Genomic DNA, 21600 nt, shown 5'->3' with positions numbered 1-21600 from the left:
GCTTTAAGTTAAAGATTTTTCTAGTTTAATTTCCGATGATATAGTAAATACCAAACGTTGGAGCAAATGTATTGATGCCTAACGTTAACCCATTTGATACAGTGGTTGTATTACCACCTGCAGGTGTTACGGCATTTCTACTAAAGGAAATCATATTTAATTCAAAATTAAATCCAATACTTGATCCTGGGGTAAAAAGTATACCAGGGTTGATTCCTAAATTGAAAGTAGACCTATCGTTTATTTCAGTTCTGTCGTTTCCATCAATGAAAGTGGAACCACCAAAACCAAATCCGAAACGTGCTGCTCCGTATAAATGTACATTCTCACCCAATCCTACATAATACCTCGCTTCAGGGCTAATTGAAAGAGTATTAGTTCTTACATAATCATCTTCTCCTAAATTGTCTCTTTGCGTAGTGAAACCAAGGCTACCACCTACAGAAAAGTTATCACTAATAAAATACTGCACATTTGGTAATACTCTTATTGTTTGAAAATCAGCGTTTTCAGAATTTTGAAATTGTGCACTACCACCTATTAACATACTTCCCGATCCTACCTGAGAATAAGCTTGTTGTGCAAAAAATAAAACGAATAGAATTAATAATTTACTCTTCATAATTGTTTGTCATTTAGTTGATTTGCAATATTAACTTAAAATATCAAATTTTATTATTCAATGTATGTTTTTACCTTAAAAAGCAAAATAGCACAGACCAAAGGTATGATTTGTGCTATTAACTAAATTTTTCCTTAACTTTATTATCGAATGTTCAAACCTAATCCAACAGATAATGTATTGTACCTTTGGATTGTATAATCAACATTTAAAGCTAATACCCAAAGGATTTTAACTCTGGCACCGATAGTAAATCTTGGTTCACCGCTTCCGTCAAATGACAAATCAATTGGATCAGTTACAGTGTATGGTTCACTTCCTCCATCAAACTGATAGTCTCCTTTCATTGCAAAATTCGATCGAACTATATTAAATCCAAGTCCTGCATAAGGTGTGAAGAATAATAACTTCTTGGAAATGATAGCCTGAACAGTGGTTGCACTTGCACCAAACTCTGCAACTTGTCCCTCCGCTTCATTAATTTGATAGGTGGTGTTTAATCTGTTAAATGCAACCAATCCAGATAAATCAAAAGGTAGAAGTTTCATTCCTGGTATCCATTGCTTGAAATCATGTTTTACTCCAAAACCAAAAGACTGAAATGCAAAATCACCAACACTAATTTGTGGGGTAAATCGAATTATTAAATCAGTATTTTTAACAATACCAACTCCCAATTGCACTGTTGGGGTAGGGATAGCTAATGGCCCTGGATAATCCAAATCATCTAAAATTCCATCCGGGGCTCCAATCGTTTCGTCATAAGCAATTGATTGACCTCCTGCAACTTCTCTGTTTCCACTTATTACCAAATTCTGGTCAGTACTTCCACCAATAAAAGTTGGTAAGCTTGAATTAGCGGGATTTGCAAGTGAAATATTATCGTATTCTGCTTCTACAAATTCAAAAGTTTTAGCTGCATCAGGAATGGTAGCCATGTTTATATTAAATGTTAAATCAAAGCCTAATGTTTTATGCGGCTTCGCAGTATTATACCATCCATTTGCTAATCCATTTCCAATCGAGCTAGCCACTGGATTCATATAGTGGCCTAAATAAGTATTTGCATCTGCAACCCCTGATTCAACCACTTCCTCAAAACTTTGAGCTTTAGTGAATTCTACATTAGCCAATAAAAAAGTGGCGATTATTATTCCAGTAAATATTCTTTTCATATTCTTTAATTTTTAGTGGTACGTATGTATAAAAGTATTGATTTTTAATTAAAAATTTAAATATTTAAGCAAGCTCGCTGAATAATCTCAGAAAAGTTTCTTGATTTGATTGAACTGAGTAATTATTCTTTACATAATTCTCACCATTTTTTCCTAATTGATTTCTTAATGCATGATCAGTTAGTAATTCTGAAAGCGCTTTTTCCCATTCTTCTTTGCTTTCTGCTGAAAAACCCGCTTGGCTTTCATCTATTATTTTTTTATTTACCCCAACAGGGGATGCAACAATAGGTTTTTTTATAGCCATATATTGCAATAATTTAAATCCACATTTACCTTGGCTCCAGATATCATCCGTTAGTGGCATGATGCCAATATCGAGTTGGTTTAAATCTTTTATCTCGGTTAATTTCCTCCAAGGGATAAAATGCATATAGTTGACATCATAATCAGGCTTTTGGTTGGAAATTACTCGTAATTCAAAATCATATTCTTCTGAAAGTTTGTCTAAAATAGCTAATAATGGAGTTAAATATTGCATGGTAGAATGAGTCCCCGTCCAGCCAATCACTATTTTATTGGGTTTTGAAACCACCATTTCTTTATGATAATCAGTATTGATGGTAGTAGGATTGATGATTACATAATTATTAAATTTTCTAGCAAATTCTCCCAAGTATTCATTTCCACAACTTACTTTGTAACTCCATTTGCAAATGCTTCTCACTTTAGACTTCCATTTTATTCTGGCTTTCCAGCTGCCTTTTTCATTCGGGTCTTCCAGCCAGATGGCATCATCAAAATCATAGATTATTTTTTTTCTCCAAATAAAGTGAATTATCCATTCAAAAACAGGAGGGCCAATAGGGCTAGCTTCCCGATGGATAAAAATATAGTGATATGGACGGAGCTGGCATAATAAAACTAGACGTTTTAAAAAGGATATTTTCAGCCAAAGTAGTTTTTGAATACTATTGCCTGATTTATATAAAATATTCCAAGCTTTTAGGTTTAAGAAAGGAGCAAACCGATACAGATATCCATGTTTTTGGAGTATTGACAGATATTGCTCAAATCTAAATCTTTGACTTGGTGCTTCATCAAAAGGGTAGGGGCAAACAAAAAGAATTTTTCTCTTTTCCATTTATTCTGGTATCCTGATTTCTCCATTTCCTATAGGAACACATGAACCGCCCACCAACACTTTTGATATCTTTCCATCTTCTTGCACAATTCTCATTTTAATCTGGCTTGGTCTTCCCAATTCATAGCCTTGTTCACCAATTGACAGTTCGCTCAAATCGGCCATATTGTAATTGTGTAAATAGCAAGCTAATGGCCCGTGTGCGCTCCCGGTTGCCGGATCTTCCGGTACACCTATATGTGGGGCAAACATTCGGCTATGCGTTAGATGATCAGGATGATCAGTTTCCAAGGTAAAAGCCATCACTCCAGTAATAAATATTTCGTCCAGTATTTCATTGAAAAGCTCATTATTGAGCCTAAGGTTTTGAACAGAACTTAAAGTCTTGACAGGGACCATCAAAAATGGATTTCCACAATTTACTATCCGGCATGGGAAATCCTCTTCAATTTCATTCTCTTCAATGGATAAAAGTGATGCCACCAATTTTTTATCCTTAAATGTTTGTTCAAATTTAGGAAGCGGTTGTTCCATTAATATTTTCGAAATCTCATTTCCAATTTTTTCATATTGTACTTTCAGATTTCCAATATTCTGTTCTAAGTGTAATTCATTCTGCTTTTTAGGCTGAATCCCTTTTTCTTTCAATAAATAAAAAGCAGTTCCGATAGTGGGGTGACCTGCGGTTGGTAATTCCATGCCAGGTGTGAAAATCCTCATTTTCACATCTGCCTCTGCTGTCGCTTGATTAAGGAAAACCGATTCGGATAAATTCAATTCTTTAGCAATCTTGAGCATTTGCTCAGCCGATAATCCATCTGCCTTATCAAATATTGCCAAAGGATTTCCACCAAAAGGTTCTGATGTAAATACATCTATAATTTGAAATTTTATTGTATTAGACATGCCCGAAAATAAGAAAAAAGATTGAGGAAATGAGAAATATTAGGATATAGATATGAAGGAGCTGCAGCCTATAATCCTAGAAAAGCATTTTACTTTCTTCAATTATTAAAATGCTTTTCAATGCTTCATAAGTAGTTTTCTGGAAAGAACTGGTCTCAATTCAAATTCCGATACTCTTTCGGGCTTATTCCCACTTGCTGTTTAAAAACACGGGTAAAATGTTGCGGATATTTAAATCCTAGGTCGAAAGCAATTTGGCTAAGGGATTTATTAGGATCAAATATTCTTTCCTTTGCTACTGTAATTAATTTTAGTTGAATAAACTCATGAGCAGATTTACCAGTTTCCCTTTTAATCAAATCACCAAAATAGTTTGATGATAGGTTGAGTTCATCTGCGCAATAAGCCACAGAAGGCAAACCGATAGTTTCGGGTTTGTCAGAAGAAAAGTAAGCATTCAGTAAAGTTTCAAACCTTTCCAAAATTCCTTTATGCACATTGTCACGGGTAATGAACTGGCGGTCATAAAATCTATCGCAATAATTTAAGAGCAATTCAATATTAGAGGTAATTAATTTCTTGCTGTGATTGTCAACATTCATCTCTAGTTCATAGCTGATTTTGGAAAAACAGTCCATGACCATTTTTCGCTCGCGTTCAGAAACATGCAGTGCTTCATTTACCTTATAGCTAAAAAACGAATAGTGATCAATCTGTTTGCCCAATGAAGTGCCCTTGATAAGATCTGGATGGAAAGCAATTCCATGGCCTTTGGGATGATAGAGTTGGTTGTTATTATCAATTGAAATGACCTGCCCAGGTGCAACGAATATCAAAGTGCCTTCCTGATAATCATAAGTTTGTTTTCCATATCTTAAATCCCCACAGTTTACCTCTTTCAAGAGTACAAGATACAGACCGAAATATGTCTTTTTTAGATACCTTGGATCAGCCTTTGAGAAATCAACAACCGTTACTAAAGGATGTAGTGTTTCATGATTGTTGTATGCATTGTATTGGCTAACAGTTTCAAATTTTTGTATCTCGTCCATAGCATCTACTTTTTATCAAAACTAATACAATACTTTTTTAATTCCTGCGCCTCAATTGGTTAATCTGTAAAATTGGTAAGAATAGCAGTAGAATGTATAAGTAATCTAAATAAGAAGAGGTTCAAATTTGTAGTAGCTGTCATTGATAATTGAAGTTAAGGACTTGGCTAATGATTGACGAACAAAATTTTCTCAAATAATTATGTAAATTATGCTTGTTGACCAAAAAGAATACTATGTACTATCAAAATAACATTTCATTCTTTGCTTTTCTTGCTGTGGTTCTGATGATGACCGTTTTTCCAAGTCATGCACAAAAGCAACCCTTAATTATTGAGGAACAAGGTAGTTTTATGGTCGGTGGCGAAATTGTAAAAGCTTCAGGCACCTTTGATCCTATAAGCCATGGTTATTTTAATCCTTCCAATCAAGCTTCAGAAGGACAGACTTTGCACGGTGATCACGCTTATGTATTCTATCAAATCCCACAGGATAAACGTAAGCTGCCACTGATATTTTGGCATGGTTACGGGCAATCAGCTAAAACCTGGGAGACTACCCCAGATGGCAGAGGAGGTTTTCAGAATATTTTCCTAAGAAAGCAGTTTCCCGTTTATTTGATTGATCAACCAAGGAGAGGAAAAGCAGGGAGAAGTACAGAACCCACTACTATTACAGCCAAACCTGATGATCAGCTCTGGTTTGGGATTTTCCGATTGGGAATTGATAATGAGTTTTTCAAAGGAAGCCAGTTTCCTCAAGATTCACTGGCTTTAAACCAGTTTTACAGACAGATGACACCAGATACTGGCCCTCTCGGCATAGAAGTTAACATCAATGCAGTCTCCGCATTATTTGATAAAATTGGTGCTGGCATATTGGTAACTCATTCGCATAGTGGAGGTCAGGGATGGTTAACCGCACTTCAAAATGATAATATAAAAGGCATTGTCTCCTATGAGCCGGGCAGTAATTTTGTTTTTCCTGAAAATGAAATACCAGACCCCATTTCATATGTTGGTGGAAAGTTAAGTGCCAGAGGGGTCCCCATGTCGGATTTCAAGAAATTAACACAAATCCCGATTATTATTTATTACGGTGATTATATTCCCACAGAGCCTGTGCAATATCCAGGACAAGAGCAATGGAGGGCAGCTTTGGCTATGGCTAAAAAATGGAGCAATGTAGTCAATAAATATGGCGGTGATGTGACCCTGGTATATTTGCCAGATATTGGAATTGAAGGGAATAGTCACTTTCCCATGTCTGATTTAAACAATGAAAAGATTGCCGAGCTTATGTTCAATTGGCTACAAGAAAAAGGACTTGATTAAGTATTAATACACTACGAATTGAAATATAAATATTGTTATGATGAAAAAGTACATAAGTTATTCCGCTATTCTATTCAGTTTATTGCTTTGCTTGCAAGTAAATGCACAAGATGATTCAACATTTCCCCAAGGAGAAAAAGCACCCAATGTCCACCATACTGGTGATGTTTGGCTCTATCATGTGAGTGACGCTAATAAAACCTTTGATTACAATATTGTACAGGCTGTTTTTGGTAAAGGAGCAAAACTCGATTGGCACAAGCATCCTGCCGGACAGCAATTAATTATCACAGAAGGCATCGGTTTTTATCAGGAAAGAGGGAAGCAAGTGCAAACCGTACAAAAGGGAGATGTGGTGAAATGCGAACCGGATGTGGAACATTGGCATGCCGCCACCCCTAAGACAGGCGTTACTTACCTTGCCATTACAGGTAATGAGCCTACAGAATGGCTTGAACCAGTAAAGGAGGAAGAATTTAATAGTATTGAATTAACTGTTTCCAATATAAAAGATGTAGAAGAGGAAATCATGGCTTTATCCAAAAAGAAATGGGATTGGATGGCGGATAAAAATGTAGGTCAACTAGATGATTTATTTCATGAGCAATCAGTCTTCGTCCACATGGGAGGAAGCTGGGGCAAGGAAAAGGAACTTAGTGTGATTGAAAGTGGAGGTATTTGGTATAAGAAAGCAGATGTCAAAGAAGTATCGGTTAATGTAATGGGAAATACCGCCATTTTATTGAATAACATTACACTTTTAGCTGTAGTCGGTGGAAATGAAGTCACTAATCCTTTCGAAGTGACTGAGGTATATGTGAAAGAAGATGGAAACTGGAAGCTTAGCGCTCTTTCCTTTACGAAGCTCTTAGGTGGCGATAGTGGGAAATAAGTGGAGTGATTATCCTCACTTTTTCAAGTAGGATAAACAGTTGAAACCTGTCAGGTTTTTAGTAAGTAATTGAAGTAGTAAAATACTATGTTCATCAATAACATCAAACACAAACCTGACAGGTTTGGGGAAAAGCATCAAACTGAACAAAGTAGAACTATGATAAATAACTACAGTGTAATGCAATTTCTTAATTATTTCTTGGTCGGTATTTTCTTCATTATACCAATTAGTGCTTGCAGCCAGGCTAAAGAAAATAAGAGCGTGAATGAAGCAAATAAGTCTGATGATGTGCTAATAGTGTACCTAAGCAGAACGAATAATACTCAGGCTGTTGCCAAGATGATTTATGAGGAAGTAGGTGGGAAAGTTGTTGAACTGGAGTTGAAAACACCTTATCCAGAAGATTATGATGCTATAGTTTCTCAAGTGGACGAAGAAAATGAAACTGGATATTTACCTCCTCTCAAAACTGACATTAAAAATATCCAAAAGTATGATATCATTTTCATAGGATTCCCGACCTGGGATATGCAATTACCTCCACCAATGAAAAGCTTTTTGACCAAATATGATCTTAGTGGTAAAACAGTCATCCCATTTAATACCAATGCTGGGTATGGAGTGGGAAGTAGTTTTAATACCGTAAAGGAGCTTTGTCCTGAGAGTACTATTCTGGAAGGCTATTCGACTATAGGTGGAGTAGAAAGAGACGGAATCTATTTTGTAATGGAGGGTGAAAAACGCAAGGAAGTAAAAGGTGAAGTGAAGGATTGGCTAGAAAGCCTTCAGATCATGAAGTAGTATAACAGTAAAATTGGTAGGTTAAGCTGTATTCTGTATAAGTAAGAGATGAATTGAGGACACTACATTTGTTATATAAAAATAGTGTATCAAAATGAAAAATATGAGTCAACCCACCACATTAACCCAACCTTTAAAACGAATTACAGTCCTAGATGCTTTAAGAGGTTTTGCCCTTCTGGGTGTTATTCTGATGCATATGTTGCAAAATTTCGGAATATTTGAAGTTTCAGTTGAGCAAGCTCAAACTCGCTTTCCGGAAATGGATAAAACGATTCAATGGATTGGCAGTAATCTGATTATGGGCAGGTTTATCAATATTTTTGCTTTTCTTTTCGGACTCAGTTTTTTTATTCAGATGGACAGGGCGGCTAAAAAAGGGATAGATTTTAGAAAACGATTTATATGGAGGATGTTCATTTTGTTACTGATTGGAGTAGTTGGCCATTCATTTTACAGTATTGAAATCATTTCCATATATGCCGTTTTTGGACTGTTATTGATCCCTCTTTATTCTCTGAGAAACTGGAGTTTACTACTGGTGGCTGCTCTTCTGCTAATTGGAACGCCTCGAGCTATCCAGTCTAGCATTCATAATAGTAACTTGAAAGCGCAAACTGCAGAAAACCCAACTGAAAGCGGTTCTCTTGAAGCAAGGGAAATTCCACCGCATATCCAAAACCCCTCTTTTATTAATTCTGTAAAGCACAATTATGCTGCAAGATTTGAAGGGAAGCTAAATTATCAGTTTGGCATGTATGGGCGAGGCTATGTTACTTTTGCCTTGTTTATATTAGGATTGGTTGTGGGTAGAGTCCGCTTTTTTGAGACTCTGGGTGAAAGAAAAAGACGGAATCTATTCCTGTTTGTCGGTTTTGCAGTAGCTGCCTTCTTCCTGAATTGGATTGAAAGCCTCTTGCCTGCTGTAGAAGTGCGGTCATTAATGAGACCGGGTGATGAATATATACCTGCGATGATGTTGGTGGTTAAAACTTTGGGAGATCTCAATTTAGTATTTTTTTCAGCTGCTTTGGGGATGGGATTTATTATTCTGTATAATACCAGCAGTTTTAGCAAATACCTTGACGTATTATCTCCTTATGGTCGAATGGCACTGACAAATTATGAAATGCAAGGGGTCATTGGAGCCATTTTGTTTTCTGCATGGGCTTTTGGATCAGTTTTCAGTAGTTGGGGTGCCACAGAATTATTTGTATTCGGTATCATCATTTTTGTTCTCCAGATTCTATTGAGCAGAATATGGCTCAAGTATTTTTTATACGGTTCACTAGAGTGGTTATGGCGTTCGGGAACCTACTTAAAATGGCAACCCCTAAAAAGGAAAGCTTAGTCTTGCTGTTAATTTTATTATAAAAAAAATGGCTCAACTATCATCAAGTTGAGCCATTTAATAGAATTAATATTATGCCTTATTTATCATCTCCTTTTTTACCGCCAGATGATTTTTTAGCCGAACTTGATCCTTTATCGCTTCCTGATATCGAATCTCTCATATCTGTATCCGCTTGAATATTCTGCATTCTGTAATAATCCATAATTCCTAAATTACCACTTCTGAATGATTCAGCAATTGCTTGAGGAACTTGCGCTTCAGCTTCAATTACTTTTGCTCTAGCTTCTTGTGCTTTGGCTTTCATTTCTTGCTCTTCTGCAACCGCCATCGCTCTTCTTTCTTCTGCTTTTGCTTCAGCTACTTTCAAGTCGGCAGATGCTTGGTCAGTTTGTAGTTTCGCTCCAATATTGGCTCCTACATCCACATCTGCAATATCAATAGATAGAATTTCAAAAGCAGTACCAGCATCCAAACCTCTTTGCAATACTAATTTTGAAATTTTATCTGGATTCTCCAATACGTTTTTATGAGAATTAGCTGAACCGATTGAAGTTACAATACCTTCTCCAACCCTTGCTAAAATAGTGTCTTCACCAGCACCACCCACTAATTGCTGAATGTTGGCTCGAACTGTAACTCGTGCTATGGCAATTAACTGAATACCATCAGCTGCAACTGCAGCCACCTTAGGAGTAGTGATTACTTTCGGATTAACCGAAATTTGCACCGCTTCAAAAACATCTCTACCAGCCAAATCAATAGCTGTAGCTTGCTTAAATCCTAAAGTGATATTTGCTTTATCTGCAGATATTAATGCTTTAATTACATTGGGGACATTACCACCCGCTAAATAGTGGGTTTCCAGTTCATTTGTTGTGACTTCTAAGCCGGCTTTTGTGGCGGTAATCATCGATTCCACTATAATTCGTGGCGGAACCTTTCTGATTCGCATAAAAACCAGTTCGAACAAGCCTACTTTCACACCTGAGAATATTGCGGTTATCCACAGGTTGATAGGCACAAAATACAGGAATACGAAAAATAAGACTATTCCTGCTATTACAATAAAAATTAACGATGTATCCATATTATTTAGTTGGTTCTACAAATATTCTTTTAGAATCTATTCTGATTATTTCGACTTCTTGTCCTGCCCCTATCCACTCGCCTTTGCTTCTGACTTCGTAAATCTTGCCAAAAATTTCGGCTTTTCCAATTGGTTTTAAATCAGAAACCGTTTTTCCTTTTTCGCCAACCTGAAAAGTGAAAATATCTTCATCATTTACTTTGCTTTGTATGCTCGATTTTAAGGAAAATCTGTCCCATGATTTTGATTTAAAACTATAAACAATGCCAATTATGGTTACTGCAGCCGTACCCGCAGTAGTCCAGTAGCCGGCTGTATTTCCATAATCATCAAATACAATAAAGATTCCCACTATGGTGAGTAAAAGTCCGATTATACCCACAAAAGTAGTTCCTGGAACAAAGATTAGTTCAGCAATTATGAGCAATAAACCTGCGAGAATAAGAAAAATTATACCTACCATAGTGTGAAATTAATGCTAAAAATAATTAAAATCAGTAAGCTTTTGCAAAAAGCACTCTTTTATTTGATGGTTTACCAGAATAAATACATTTTCCGGTTTCTTCTTTTGCATCTAATGGAATGCAACGGATAGTAGCTTTGGTTTCTTCTTTTATTTTTTCTTCCGTTTCGGCCGTACCGTCCCAATGTGCACTTATAAAACCACCGGTTTTTTCTAATTGTGTTTTAAACTCCTCATAAGTATCCACTTTATAAGTGTTTGCTGTTCTGTAGTCTTTGGCTTTCTTGTAGATGTTTTGCTGAATCAACTCTAGCGTGTCTTCAATAACAGATTCAATTCCTTCAATATTGACTGTTTGTTTTTCTTTCGTATCCCTTCTGGCCAATTCTACTGTGCCATTTTCTAAGTCTCTTGGCCCTATGGCAATTCTCAACGGAACCCCTTTCAATTCCCATTCTGCAAATTTGAAGCCTGGCTTGTGAGTATCTCTGTCATCAAATTTCACAGAAATTCTTTTCAGTTTTAGGGATTTTTTCAGTTTTTCAGCTACTTCAGCAATTTTTTGCTGATCTTCTTCTGTTTTATAAATTGGCACTATCACGACCTGAATTGGGGCCAATCGAGGAGGTAAAACCAATCCTTCATCATCTGAATGAGCCATTACTAATGCACCCATTAATCTCGTACTTACTCCCCAAGAGGTTCCCCAAACGTATTCTTGCTTACCTTCTTTTGTGGCAAATTTCACATCAAAAGCTTTAGCGAAATTTTGACCTAAAAAGTGGGATGTTCCTGCTTGTAGTGCTTTTCCATCTTGCATTAAACCTTCTATGCAGTAAGTTTCCAATGCACCTGCAAATCTTTCGCTTTCAGATTTGAGACCTTTGATCACCGGTAAAGCCATGAATTCTTCAGCAAAATCAGCATAAACATTAATCATTTGCTCGGTTTCCTTAATGGCTTCTTGCTTAGTGGCGTGAGCTGTATGGCCTTCTTGCCATAAAAACTCTGCTGTTCTTAAAAACAGTCGGGTTCTCATTTCCCATCTAACCACATTAGCCCACTGATTGACTAATAATGGTAGATCACGATATGATTGCACCCAATTTCGGTATGTGTTCCAAATAATAGTTTCAGAAGTAGGTCTTACAATAAGCTCTTCCTCCAATTTAGCGTCTGGATCTACCACTATTCCCTTACCATTTTCGTCATTTTTTAAACGATAATGTGTGACTACAGCACATTCTTTTGCAAATCCTTCCACATGGTCAGCTTCTTTGCTGAGATATGATTTAGGGATGAATAAAGGGAAATATGCATTTTGATGACCTGTTTCTTTAAACATATCATCCAATTCCCTTTGCATTTTTTCCCAAATGGAAAATCCATAAGGTTTAATGATCATGCAACCTCTAACTGCGGAATTCTCCGCTAAATCCGCTTTTTTTACTAATTCATTGTACCATAGTGAGTAATCCTCACTTCTTTTTGGTAATACTTTGGCCATTTTATAAATTTTGGTATGAAGTTTGTATCATTATTATTGATTATTATCTCGATAGATTTTCATATATTGAAATCAATTTACAATAATAATCGTTGTAAAATTAGAAACATTAAATTATGTAGCCATGAAAACCTTAAGCTTTATATTAATTATTAGCATATTTTTTATGCCAGAGGTCGGATTTGGACAATCTGATCTTAAAGTAGAAAATGATGACTTGTACTTTACCTCTAAAGATAGAAAGGTATTGAACGAGAAAATTGCCTTAGAAGAAAAGCGTAAGGCTGAGGAATTGAAAAAATCAGGCTACGCATATGATCAATTTGAATCGTCTGACAACGGTTTTGATGATCTTAAAGATAAGGAAAAACAAAAAAATGCAGAATTGAATCAAGCACCACCTGCAGCGGAGCAATCTGAAGAGCAAGGTTGGTACTATGATGAGAATGCTGCAAAAAGAGGTCAAAATCCGCAAGGAAACGGCCAAACCCAAATTCATAACTACTATGGTGGAATGAATCCAATGATGTATGGATGGAATGATCCATGGATGTATGGAGGAATGAACCCAATGATGTATGGAGGATTTTATGATCCATTCATGTTTCGTCCGGGCTTTAATGTAGGATTTGGATTTAACTCATGGGGTGGTTCATATTGGTCTATGGGATATGGCAGAGGATTTTATGATCCTTTCTATGATCCATTTTTCGATCCCTATTGGGGAAGCCCTTATGCTTTCAGAAATCCTTGGAGAAGGCCATTTTGGGGTGGATCTTATGGCTGGGGCTATAATAATGGCTACAGACATGGATTTTATAATGGATACAATGCAGCCCTTTATAATGGACATTACTTAGCTGATAATAATTTGAATAGAAGAAGTAGAACTTATACTAGTACCCCTAGAGTAAGTAGATCAGCTTCAAATGCTAGAGTGGCAAGTAGTAGGACTAGAAATTCATCTGATGGTTATAATGTGAGTAGAAATGCTGGAACTGAAAGAAGTAGAAATGCTTTAAGAGTTTCTGATAGATCTGCAAGAACTGCAAACGTATCAGATAGATCGACTGCAACTAGAACTGCTAGGGTTAATAATACTAGTAATTCAATTTACAGTAGATCATCGAGAACTGCACAATATGCACGTTCAACTTCAGATAATAATGTAAGAACTGCATCTTATTCAGGAAATAGAGGGAGAGCTGTTTCAAATAATGCTTCAAGTGTAAGTAGAACAAATTCAGCGACTAATAATAGTTCTAGATACTATAATAGTTCAAGAACTAATAGGTCATCTTACTCTTCTGGAAGAAGCTCCAATAGTAGTAGAAATACTACATTCGGAAATAGTTCCAGTAGAAGTAATTCAACCTTTGGTAGATCTTCAGGATCAAGTAGAAGTAATTCTTCTTACGGTAGATCATCAAATTCTAGTAGAAGTAGAGGTTCATCTTCTTTTGGTAGATCTTCTTCAAGCTCAAGAAGTAGTAGCTCAGTAGGAAGATCCTCTTCAGGTAGCCGTTCATCCGGTAGTAGCTCAAGAAGCAGTGGAGGATCATCAAGAAGTGGCTCTTCATCTAGAGGTGGAAGAGGTGGATGATAAAATTTAAAAGCACCTAACCTTAGGTGCTTTTTTTATCCTTTAATTTTATTCTTTTTATAAAGTTTACAGAAAAACTCTGTCAAATAATTTAGCACTATTAACTTTTAAACCGATGAAAACGCTCAAATATTTCTTTACAATATTTATAAGTGTATTATGCTCTTTTAACTCCATTGCCCAAGTTTCTCTTTATACCGCTGATGCTGTTCGCTTTAGTCAGACTGATGGTGGTGGTTCTGCAAGATTTGTTGGGCTAGGTGGAGCAAATGTTTCTTTGGGTGGGGATATAAGTAGTATTTCTGGTAATCCAGCAGGTTTAGGATTTTATAACCGGTCTGCCTGGGCTTTTTCTCCAGTTTTGAGAATTGGGGATTATAGTGCAAGTTATGAAGGGGAAAGCACTCAAAACATGGGAGGAAATTTTCAAATTCCTAACATGGGGATGGTTTTTCATAATAGATATGAAGAATATGCAGGTTCTAAATGGATTTCAGGTACATTTGGTGTAGCTATAAATCAAAAGCAAAGTTTTTATAATAATATAAATTATAGGGGTACTGTAGAACAAGACCAAGACGGTATCATTTATGATTTTACAGAAAGTGCCTTATTTCCGTTCTTGACAGATGACGGTTTTAGAGTGTTTAATTTTCAAAATGAAATTAGTGATGTGGCTAATTCAGATACTTATACCTATTTAGCATATCAAACCTATTTGCTTCAAACGTTCTCCACTAATGATGATAATCTCATTGTAGATCGATATGATTATGATGGAGACACTGATGGTTATTTAACGGAGTCATCTGATCAGACAGAGAATATAGATAGTTATAGTGGTTTAACTACATTGGATTTATCTTATGGGGCTAATTATAATGATGTATTGTATTTAGGAGCTTCAGCAAATATAAATTTCTTAAACTACAGACAAGTCAGAAATTTTAGAGAAACCCCTTCCAATAATTTATTGAATTATATGGAGTTAAATGAGGAAACTGTTATATCTGGAACTGGAGCTGCTTTTACTATCGGTGCTATTTATAAGCCGTTAAATATATTGAATTTAGGTTTTTCTTATACTACTCCTACATTTATTTCATTAACCGAAACACAGGAGATTAGTATGGAAAGCTTTTTCATATTTAATCCTGAAACAGGAGAGGAAAATATTAGCTATGAAGAGGAAGTAGTAAATGAAGTTCCTGCTTATAGTTTAAGGTTACCACAGAAAATATCTGTTGGTGCCACTGCTTTCATATCTAAGTACGGTTTTCTAACCGCTGATTTAGAATATGTAGATTATGCTTCAGCTCGATATAGTAGTTCAAATGGTGCTTTTGGAGGTGATACACCCGATGTTGGAAATGACTTGCAAAGTACATTTAATTTAAAGGTAGGAGCGGAAGGTAGATGGAATATTTTAAGAGGTAGACTTGGGTTTGCCTATTTTGATAACCCTTATCGAAATTTCGATAATAATAGACAATCAGTTTCTGCTGGGCTAGGGATAATGAGAAAGAATGGATTTTTTGTTGATGCTACTTACAGGATAAGCACTTTTAGTAATCCAGAGATCACAGCTTATCCTGGAAGTGATGTAATTACATCTGAATCCAATATATCCAGTGTTAGACTCACATTAGGGAAATCATTTTAAATTTAATAGTGATTCTGTATCCCAATTTTTCAATTCAATTTTGGCTTTCTTATAAAAAGAAAGCCTTTTATTTTTTAATCCATTTAATAAGTTCTGAACATCATCTAAGGAATTGCAATTATTGAACATTGGTCTTTGATTTCCCTTGTCAGGTTTCCAAATTCTGGCAGCATTTTCCTCTATGGAAGGATTTAAAAATATACTTAACCCTTTGTTATTCATTAGGTTGATGTTATCGTTAAAGCAAGGGGTACCTCCTCCTGTGGATAACAATAATGCTGTATAGTTATCTATTAATTTATTGAGATAAAAAGTTTCTAGATTTCGAAAGTAATCTTCTCCCTCGTTTTTAAAAATATCTGAGATACTTTCGCCCTCATTATTTTGGATGATTTCATCCAAATCAAAATAAGGAACCTTTAATTTTTCTGACCAGATCTTTCCCCAGTGGCTTTTGCCACTACCTGGTAGGCCTATTAGGAAATATCGCATCAATTTAATTTTTCTGTAATGTCATATGGGTCTGGTACATCATTAAAATGCCATTTTGCCTTAATCGTTCCATCTTCTACCAAGACTAATCCTGGATTTGAACGAATAATTGTTTTTAATACAGTGGCATCAGCATAATAGAAGTCAGTTTTCATTCCTCTTTCTGCTCTTACTTTTAAAACATCTTCTGCTGATGAAGACGTTAGTATGATAGGCTTGATTTCAGGCCCAAGTCTAGATAGAAGATCATTAATATCAATTAATCCAGCAGTATTTGCTTTTGATATATCATAAGCAACTATCCATAATTTCTTTCCAGTCAAAACATTTTCAGTCTTATCACCAGATTCATTCCATGTTGCAAAATCAGTGATTTTTGGAGTTGATGCTTCAGTATTTGTAATTTCATGGCCTACTAATTTATATCCTTCTTCTTCTGATTTATATTCATAAGATTTTATTTCTTCACCATCTTTTTCAAAAGTGTATTGAAATTTCGGATTTTCTTTAGCTTCCATAGCGTCAGGAATATTTGTCCCTACTTTATAAGCTCTAAAATCAATTGGCGGTAAATGTCTGACAGAATAAATGCAAAGCAAGAAACTAATGGCTGTTACACTCACCACTATGATGTTTTTTGGTCCAAAGGTGCTTTCTTTTATTTTTTTAATATTGAGGTATAAGAAACCAGTCAGAATTACTAAAATAACATCCTTAGTGAAAGATTGCCAAGGAGTTAAAGTAATGGCATCTCCAAAACAACCGCAATCCGTTACTTTATTGAAATAAGCAGTATAGAAAGTTAGAAAAGTAAAAAAGACAATCAAGATACTAAGTAGGTTCATGGTGTATCTAACTCTCCATCTAATAATTAGGGCTACTCCTAAGGTTACTTCTAAAACATTTAGGATTATCCCAATAACTAAGGCATAGGGTTCAAAAACGGAGAAAAAACCAGCGATATCACCAGCAAAAACAGCGAAATATTCTTCTAATTTAATAGCTGTACCGACTGGATCAATTACTTTAACTAATCCGCTAAAAATGAATAAACCACCTACTATGTACCTTACAATATCGATTATTACCTTCATACTATCTTTCTTCTTCAAATTTGATTAAACAAAATACCGCATAATTAATCATATCCTGATAATTGGCCTTTATAGGCTCGGATATGATGGTTTTACCTTGATTATCTTCTATTTGTTTCACTCGATATAATTTCATTAAAATAATATCTGTGATAGAGCTCACTCTCATGTCTCTCCAAGCTTCACCATAATCATGATTTTTATTCAATAATAATTGCAAAGTTTCCTCTGCAACCTCTTCATATTTCGGCATTAAATCCTTAACTGATATTTCAAGTGGAGCATCTTTTGGAAGAGATTCCTGTATTATAGCAATTATTGAATAATTGATGATGCCAATAAATTCATTTTTAATGTCTTCCTCAACTTTTTGCTCACCTTTTTCTTGAATGGATCTAATCCGCTGAGCTTTAATAAGAATTTGGTCAGTGATTGAAGGTAATCTTAAAATTCTCCATGCTGTACCGTAATCTTTGGTTTTCTTTTCAAAAACATCTTTACACAGCGCAATAACTTGCTTATATTCGCTTTCGGTTTGCGTCATTAACTAACGTTTTTTTTAATAATTCTACTTTAATAATATTTGGAAGCGAAAGATAAAGCATTTTCTCATAAAAAAACACTTCTCCTTAAAGGGAACTTGATGGATTTATCTCACCCGAAGGTGATGGGCATTATTAATGCTACCCCTGATTCTTTTTACGATGGGGGGCGAAATATTGATCTAGATAAGGCCGTACAGAGTGTAGGGAAAATGTTGGAAGATGGGGCGGATATCATTGATATCGGAGGATGTTCCACTAAGCCAAATGCGGAAGAGGTTTCTTTGTCTGAAGAGCTGGATAGAGTTATTCCTTTAATCAAAACATTAATCCAAAAGTTTCCTGATATCGTAATTTCAATAGATACTTTTCGCTCTGAAATTGCGAAACAAGCTGTGGAGGATGGAGCTTCTATAATAAATGATGTTTCCGGAGGGAATTTGGATGAAAAGATGTTTGAAATTGTTAGTAAGCTTCAAGTACCTTATATATTGATGCATATGCGTGGTACTCCAGCAACTATGCAGAGTTTAACAGAATATAATCATTTGGTAAAGGATGTGGTTTATGAGTTAAGTAAAAAAATTGAACAACTTCGTTCATTACAGGTGAATGATATTATTATAGACCCTGGCTTTGGATTTGCAAAAAGCTTAGGTCAGAATTATGAAATGCTTAATAATTTGACCTATTTTAAGGAATTAGATTATCCATTACTAGTTGGGGTTTCACGAAAGTCTATGATTTATAAACTGTTAGGTTCGGAACCAAAGGATGCACTTAATGGTACAACCGCCTTAAATATGGTTGCGTTATTAAATGGAGCCAATATTTTGAGGGTTCATGATGTAAAAGAGGCTGCAGAGACTGTAAAATTATTTAACAAATTGAAAAATTGATATTAGGTTTTAACATAGGGTTTTTAGAAGTTAGTATAGTTGACATACTAGATATAGGGCTTGTTAGTTTTCTGTTATTTCAAGTCTATAGCCTAATGCGTGGTAGTGTGGCTGTCCGAATTTTTGTAGGTTTCTTGTCCCTTTATTTGATCTATTTAGTTGTCAGAGCAGCAGAAATGGAATTGCTTTCAGCCATATTGGGTCAATTTATGGGGGTTGGAGTTATTGCAGTTCTTATTTTATTCCAACAAGAAATCCGGAAATTTTTATTGCTTTTAGGAAAAACAACCTCATTTAATTCTGATAATGGGTTTTTATCCAATCTTCCATGGAAAAAAAGGAAAAGAGGAGATGAATTTAATATTACTCCTTTAATAGAGGCCTCCAAATCCTTAGGAGGAACTAATACAGGAGCTCTGATTGTACTTTCTAAAGGCTCTGAGTTAAAATTTTATTCTGAATCAGGTGATTTGATAGATGCTATTGTTTCAAAAAGATTATTGATTTCTATTTTTAATAAAACAAGTCCATTGCATGATGGAGCCGTTATTATTCATAAAGGAAGAATAACAGCAGCAAGATGCGTTTTACCTGTTACGGAAAAAGATGTGCCTGCTCAATTTGGTTTGCGACACAAAGCAGCCATTGGGATGTCAGAAGCTACCGATACTGTTATATTGATTGTTTCAGAAGAAACTGGTCAACTATCAGTTGCACGTAATGGTACCATTTACCACAATTTATCCAATCAAGAGATCAGATCTAAAATAAATGATTACTTAACTGAGGATAAGAAGAAAAGAAGCAAAGAGAGCAAAAAAGAAAGTACTGAGCAGGAAACTGTACAGTAGTTTTAAATCAATTCAATCTGGAAACCAATTTATTTCAGAAATTTTTAAAAATTTATTTAGTTGTAAGTACCTGTAAATAAGTATATTACGTTTGTTTATTTTAAATAGATAAAATAATTTATTAATGGGTGGTTACTTTTTCACTGGTTAAAGTATATACTATTACAAACACAAATTTTATTCATACACCTGTTTAACACGAAAAGCCTTCTTTGAAAAAAGAAGGTTTTTCTTTTTTATACACCTCTGCTTTTTCATATTTACACTATGGAATTCATAACAGTAAAAACACAGTATAAAAAGCATATTGCACTTATCAACCTTAACAGACCTAAGGAATTGAATGCCTTGAATTTACAGTTGATGACTGAATTGAAGGATACTCTAAAAGCATTGGATGAAGATGATGATGTTAGAGTTATTATTCTGACAGGAAATGAAAAAGCTTTTGCGGCCGGGGCAGATATTAAACAGATGGCAGGCAAAACAGCAATTGATATGCTCAATGTTGACCAGTTCAGTACCTGGGATCAAATCAAAAAAACTAAAAAGCCATTAATTGCAGCAGTTTCAGGTTTTGCACTAGGTGGTGGCTGCGAGTTAGCTATGACTTGTGATATGATTGTAGCTTCGGAATCTGCTAAATTTGGTCAGCCTGAAATTAAAATAGGGGTAATGCCAGGTGCAGGCGGAACACAAAGGTTAACCAGAGCAATTGGTAAAGCTAAAGCAATGGAGTTGGTCTTAACCGGTAATTTCATTAGTGCTGAAGAAGCTTTGCATTATGGCTTGGTCAATAAAGTGGTGCCTACAGAGATGTACTTGGAAGCAGCAACTGAATTAGCAACGCAAATTGCACAGATGTCACCAGTTGCCGCTAAGTTGGCTAAAGAATCTGTTAATCGAGCATTTGAAACGCATTTGGATGAAGGTTTGCATTTCGAACGCAAGAACTTCTATTTAACTTTTGCTTCTGAAGATCAAACCGAAGGAATGAAAGCTTTTGTGGAGAAAAGAAAACCAGAGTTTACAGGCAAATAATTTAGATGAACTATAATTTCTACCCTGGCCCTTCAAAACTTTACCCACAAGTGGCTGGGTATTTTCAAGAGGCTATAGATTTGGGGATTCTGGAGCGAAATCACAGGTCTGATAGTTTTCAAGAATTATTTTCTACTACCAAAAGCCTCTTGAAATCTAAATTAAATATTCCTTTAGATTACGAGATTGTAGTGGTTTCTTCTGCAACGGAATGCTGGGAAATCATTGCACAATCTTTTATTTTAAATAAATCCTATCATTTTTTCAATGGTGCATTTGGTGAAAAATGGTGGAGTTATACCCAAAAAATTCATTCTTCCTCCGAGGCAATATCATTCGGTCTTGAAGAAAATCCAACCCTTCAATCTGTAGATAAAAATGCAGAGTTATTGGCTTTCACACATAATGAAACCTCAAATGGAACTGCAATATTAGAGCAATTCCAAAAGCAACTCCGTACTAAGTTTCCCAATAGTTTAATAGCTTATGATGCTACTTCCTCTATGGCAGGTTATGAGTTTGATTGGGATTTAGGGGATATTTGGTATGCTTCCGTGCAAAAGTGCTTTGGACTACCTGCTGGATTGGCTGTAATGGTCGTGAGTCCTAAAGCTTTAAATCAAGCCAAAGAAATTAATGAAAATGAACATTATAATTCTTTCAATTTTATAATAAAGAATGCCCAAAATAATCAAACCCATCATACTCCTAATATCTCTAATGTCTTTTTGCTGAATCGTTTGATGCAAAATGTTGAAAATATTTCAGCAATTCATCAAAACTTGGTGGTAAGAAAAGATCTGTTTTACAATGAAATTCAAAAGATCAAAAAGTTAAATTCTTTAGTACATTCAAATGAATTTCAATCAGATACTGTTTTTTGCCTAAAAGGTGAAGTTGATGTTGTTCAAAAACTAAAAGAAGAGGCTGAAAAAGAAGGTATTATCTTAGGGAATGGATATGGAGACCTAAGAGATAATACATTTCGAATTGCTAATTTTCCTGCTATTCCAAACCAACACTACATAGACTTGATTAATTTCTTGTTACGATTTGACAAAATGAATTGAAAGCT

Annotated in this window: 21 protein-coding genes; 10 read left to right on the top strand and 11 right to left on the bottom strand. The window is 35.3% G+C overall.

The window, feature by feature from the left end:
• Positions 1-25 precede the first annotated feature (25 nt).
• The 5 genes from ABWH96_RS15415 to ABWH96_RS15395 form a co-directional block, all read right to left on the bottom strand.
• Positions 26-622, bottom strand: coding sequence for an outer membrane beta-barrel protein (locus tag ABWH96_RS15415; RefSeq protein WP_375578406.1), 597 nt, complete (start codon positions 620-622; stop codon positions 26-28).
• Positions 623-765: 143 nt separating this feature from the next.
• Positions 766-1797, bottom strand: a complete 1032-nt coding sequence (locus ABWH96_RS15410; RefSeq protein WP_375578405.1) for a DUF6588 family protein — start codon at positions 1795-1797, stop codon at positions 766-768.
• Between the two features lie 64 nt (positions 1798-1861).
• Complete coding sequence (locus tag ABWH96_RS15405) at positions 1862-2941, bottom strand: glycosyltransferase (RefSeq protein ID WP_375578404.1); 1080 nt, start codon at positions 2939-2941, stop codon at positions 1862-1864.
• Entirely contained in the window at positions 2942-3847 is a 906-nt protein-coding gene (locus ABWH96_RS15400) for a PhzF family phenazine biosynthesis protein (RefSeq protein ID WP_375578403.1), read from the bottom strand.
• A gap of 155 nt (positions 3848-4002) precedes the next feature.
• The gene (locus tag ABWH96_RS15395) at positions 4003-4899 is read right to left on the bottom strand and encodes a helix-turn-helix domain-containing protein (RefSeq protein ID WP_375578402.1); all 897 of its coding nucleotides are present in this window, start codon (positions 4897-4899) and stop codon (positions 4003-4005) included.
• A gap of 236 nt (positions 4900-5135) precedes the next feature.
• On the opposite strand from ABWH96_RS15395, the gene ABWH96_RS15390 reads away from it, so the two are divergent.
• The 4 genes from ABWH96_RS15390 (at position 5136) to ABWH96_RS15375 (ending at position 9280) form a co-directional block, all read left to right on the top strand.
• Positions 5136-6233, top strand: coding sequence for an alpha/beta fold hydrolase (locus ABWH96_RS15390; protein WP_375578401.1), 1098 nt, complete (start codon positions 5136-5138; stop codon positions 6231-6233).
• 37 nt (positions 6234-6270) lie between these two features.
• Positions 6271-7125: a DUF4440 domain-containing protein gene (locus ABWH96_RS15385; RefSeq protein ID WP_375578400.1), complete on the top strand. Its 855-nt coding sequence runs from the start codon at positions 6271-6273 to the stop codon at positions 7123-7125.
• An 87-nt stretch (positions 7126-7212) separates the two neighbouring features.
• Positions 7213-7929: a flavodoxin family protein gene (locus ABWH96_RS15380; RefSeq protein WP_375578399.1), complete on the top strand. Its 717-nt coding sequence runs from the start codon at positions 7213-7215 to the stop codon at positions 7927-7929.
• Between the two features lie 103 nt (positions 7930-8032).
• The gene (locus tag ABWH96_RS15375) at positions 8033-9280 is read left to right on the top strand and encodes a DUF418 domain-containing protein (protein WP_375578398.1); all 1248 of its coding nucleotides are present in this window, start codon (positions 8033-8035) and stop codon (positions 9278-9280) included.
• Positions 9281-9359: 79 nt separating this feature from the next.
• On the opposite strand, the gene floA is transcribed toward ABWH96_RS15375, so the two are convergent.
• The 3 genes from floA to proS are packed head-to-tail and all read right to left on the bottom strand — an operon-like array spanning position 9360 to position 12340.
• A complete protein-coding gene (floA, locus tag ABWH96_RS15370) occupies positions 9360-10370 on the bottom strand; it encodes a flotillin-like protein FloA (RefSeq protein ID WP_013455820.1) in 1011 nt (336 codons plus the stop codon).
• Between the two features lies 1 nt (position 10371).
• Complete coding sequence (locus tag ABWH96_RS15365; protein WP_375578397.1) at positions 10372-10833, bottom strand: NfeD family protein; 462 nt, start codon at positions 10831-10833, stop codon at positions 10372-10374.
• Positions 10834-10864: 31 nt separating this feature from the next.
• A complete protein-coding gene (proS, locus tag ABWH96_RS15360; RefSeq protein ID WP_375578396.1) occupies positions 10865-12340 on the bottom strand; it encodes a proline--tRNA ligase in 1476 nt (491 codons plus the stop codon).
• A 124-nt stretch (positions 12341-12464) separates the two neighbouring features.
• Between proS and ABWH96_RS15355 the strand changes: the two genes are divergently transcribed.
• Positions 12465-13943: a hypothetical protein gene (locus ABWH96_RS15355; RefSeq protein ID WP_375578395.1), complete on the top strand. Its 1479-nt coding sequence runs from the start codon at positions 12465-12467 to the stop codon at positions 13941-13943.
• Between the two features lie 115 nt (positions 13944-14058).
• Positions 14059-15606, top strand: a complete 1548-nt coding sequence (locus ABWH96_RS15350) for an OmpP1/FadL family transporter (RefSeq protein ID WP_375578394.1) — start codon at positions 14059-14061, stop codon at positions 15604-15606.
• Here the strand turns inward: ABWH96_RS15350 and ABWH96_RS15345 are convergent.
• From ABWH96_RS15345 to ABWH96_RS15335, 3 genes are read right to left on the bottom strand one after another with little or no spacing between them, the layout of a single operon-like run.
• A complete protein-coding gene (locus ABWH96_RS15345) occupies positions 15598-16098 on the bottom strand; it encodes a shikimate kinase (protein WP_375578393.1) in 501 nt (166 codons plus the stop codon). The genes ABWH96_RS15350 and ABWH96_RS15345 overlap by 9 nt on opposite strands.
• Positions 16098-17192, bottom strand: a complete 1095-nt coding sequence (locus ABWH96_RS15340; RefSeq protein WP_375578392.1) for a BT_3928 family protein — start codon at positions 17190-17192, stop codon at positions 16098-16100. The genes ABWH96_RS15345 and ABWH96_RS15340 overlap by 1 nt, the downstream gene beginning before the upstream one ends.
• Before the next feature lies 1 nt (position 17193).
• Positions 17194-17736, bottom strand: a complete 543-nt coding sequence (locus ABWH96_RS15335) for a DUF1599 domain-containing protein (protein ID WP_375578391.1) — start codon at positions 17734-17736, stop codon at positions 17194-17196.
• A gap of 99 nt (positions 17737-17835) precedes the next feature.
• Here ABWH96_RS15335 and folP point away from each other — a divergent pair, with 99 nt between their 5' ends.
• From folP to ABWH96_RS15315, 4 genes are all read left to right on the top strand, one after another.
• Positions 17836-18633: a dihydropteroate synthase gene (gene folP, locus ABWH96_RS15330; protein WP_375578390.1), complete on the top strand. Its 798-nt coding sequence runs from the start codon at positions 17836-17838 to the stop codon at positions 18631-18633.
• Positions 18630-19484, top strand: a complete 855-nt coding sequence (gene cdaA / locus ABWH96_RS15325) for a diadenylate cyclase CdaA (RefSeq protein ID WP_375578389.1) — start codon at positions 18630-18632, stop codon at positions 19482-19484. The genes folP and cdaA overlap by 4 nt, the downstream gene beginning before the upstream one ends.
• Before the next feature lie 267 nt (positions 19485-19751).
• Complete coding sequence (locus ABWH96_RS15320) at positions 19752-20525, top strand: enoyl-CoA hydratase-related protein (RefSeq protein WP_375578388.1); 774 nt, start codon at positions 19752-19754, stop codon at positions 20523-20525.
• 5 nt (positions 20526-20530) lie between these two features.
• The gene (locus tag ABWH96_RS15315) at positions 20531-21595 is read left to right on the top strand and encodes an aminotransferase class V-fold PLP-dependent enzyme (RefSeq protein ID WP_375578387.1); all 1065 of its coding nucleotides are present in this window, start codon (positions 20531-20533) and stop codon (positions 21593-21595) included.
• Positions 21596-21600: the final 5 nt, after the last annotated feature.

It is taken from the genome of Marivirga tractuosa (assembly GCF_042140215.1).
GTDB lineage: Bacteria > Bacteroidota > Bacteroidia > Cytophagales > Cyclobacteriaceae > Marivirga > Marivirga tractuosa_A.
Note: the sequence above shows the minus strand (reverse complement) of the source record. Positions and strands in the feature narration are given on the sequence as shown.

Bases quoted from the DNA above. Each gene is read 5' to 3' on its own strand.
- ABWH96_RS15415 (WP_375578406.1), bottom strand. From the start codon at position 622: ATGAAGAGTAAATTATTAATTCTATTCGTTTTATTTTTTGCACAACAA.
- ABWH96_RS15365 (WP_375578397.1), bottom strand. From the start codon at position 10,833: ATGGTAGGTATAATTTTTCTTATTCTCGCAGGTTTATTGCTCATAATT.
- proS (WP_375578396.1), bottom strand. From the start codon at position 12,340: ATGGCCAAAGTATTACCAAAAAGAAGTGAGGATTACTCACTATGGTAC.
- ABWH96_RS15405 (WP_375578404.1), bottom strand. From the start codon at position 2,941: ATGGAAAAGAGAAAAATTCTTTTTGTTTGCCCCTACCCTTTTGATGAA.
- ABWH96_RS15400 (WP_375578403.1), bottom strand. From the start codon at position 3,847: ATGTCTAATACAATAAAATTTCAAATTATAGATGTATTTACATCAGAA.
- ABWH96_RS15340 (WP_375578392.1), bottom strand. From the start codon at position 17,192: ATGAAGGTAATAATCGATATTGTAAGGTACATAGTAGGTGGTTTATTC.
- ABWH96_RS15345 (WP_375578393.1), bottom strand. From the start codon at position 16,098: ATGCGATATTTCCTAATAGGCCTACCAGGTAGTGGCAAAAGCCACTGG.
- ABWH96_RS15355 (WP_375578395.1), top strand. From the start codon at position 12,465: ATGAAAACCTTAAGCTTTATATTAATTATTAGCATATTTTTTATGCCA.
- ABWH96_RS15375 (WP_375578398.1), top strand. From the start codon at position 8,033: ATGAGTCAACCCACCACATTAACCCAACCTTTAAAACGAATTACAGTC.
- ABWH96_RS15410 (WP_375578405.1), bottom strand. From the start codon at position 1,797: ATGAAAAGAATATTTACTGGAATAATAATCGCCACTTTTTTATTGGCT.
- ABWH96_RS15385 (WP_375578400.1), top strand. From the start codon at position 6,271: ATGATGAAAAAGTACATAAGTTATTCCGCTATTCTATTCAGTTTATTG.
- floA (WP_013455820.1), bottom strand. From the start codon at position 10,370: ATGGATACATCGTTAATTTTTATTGTAATAGCAGGAATAGTCTTATTT.
- ABWH96_RS15315 (WP_375578387.1), top strand. From the start codon at position 20,531: ATGAACTATAATTTCTACCCTGGCCCTTCAAAACTTTACCCACAAGTG.
- folP (WP_375578390.1), top strand. From the start codon at position 17,836: ATGGATTTATCTCACCCGAAGGTGATGGGCATTATTAATGCTACCCCT.
- ABWH96_RS15390 (WP_375578401.1), top strand. From the start codon at position 5,136: ATGTACTATCAAAATAACATTTCATTCTTTGCTTTTCTTGCTGTGGTT.
- ABWH96_RS15380 (WP_375578399.1), top strand. From the start codon at position 7,213: ATGTTCATCAATAACATCAAACACAAACCTGACAGGTTTGGGGAAAAG.
- ABWH96_RS15335 (WP_375578391.1), bottom strand. From the start codon at position 17,736: ATGACGCAAACCGAAAGCGAATATAAGCAAGTTATTGCGCTGTGTAAA.
- ABWH96_RS15320 (WP_375578388.1), top strand. From the start codon at position 19,752: ATGGAATTCATAACAGTAAAAACACAGTATAAAAAGCATATTGCACTT.
- ABWH96_RS15395 (WP_375578402.1), bottom strand. From the start codon at position 4,899: ATGGACGAGATACAAAAATTTGAAACTGTTAGCCAATACAATGCATAC.
- ABWH96_RS15350 (WP_375578394.1), top strand. From the start codon at position 14,059: ATGAAAACGCTCAAATATTTCTTTACAATATTTATAAGTGTATTATGC.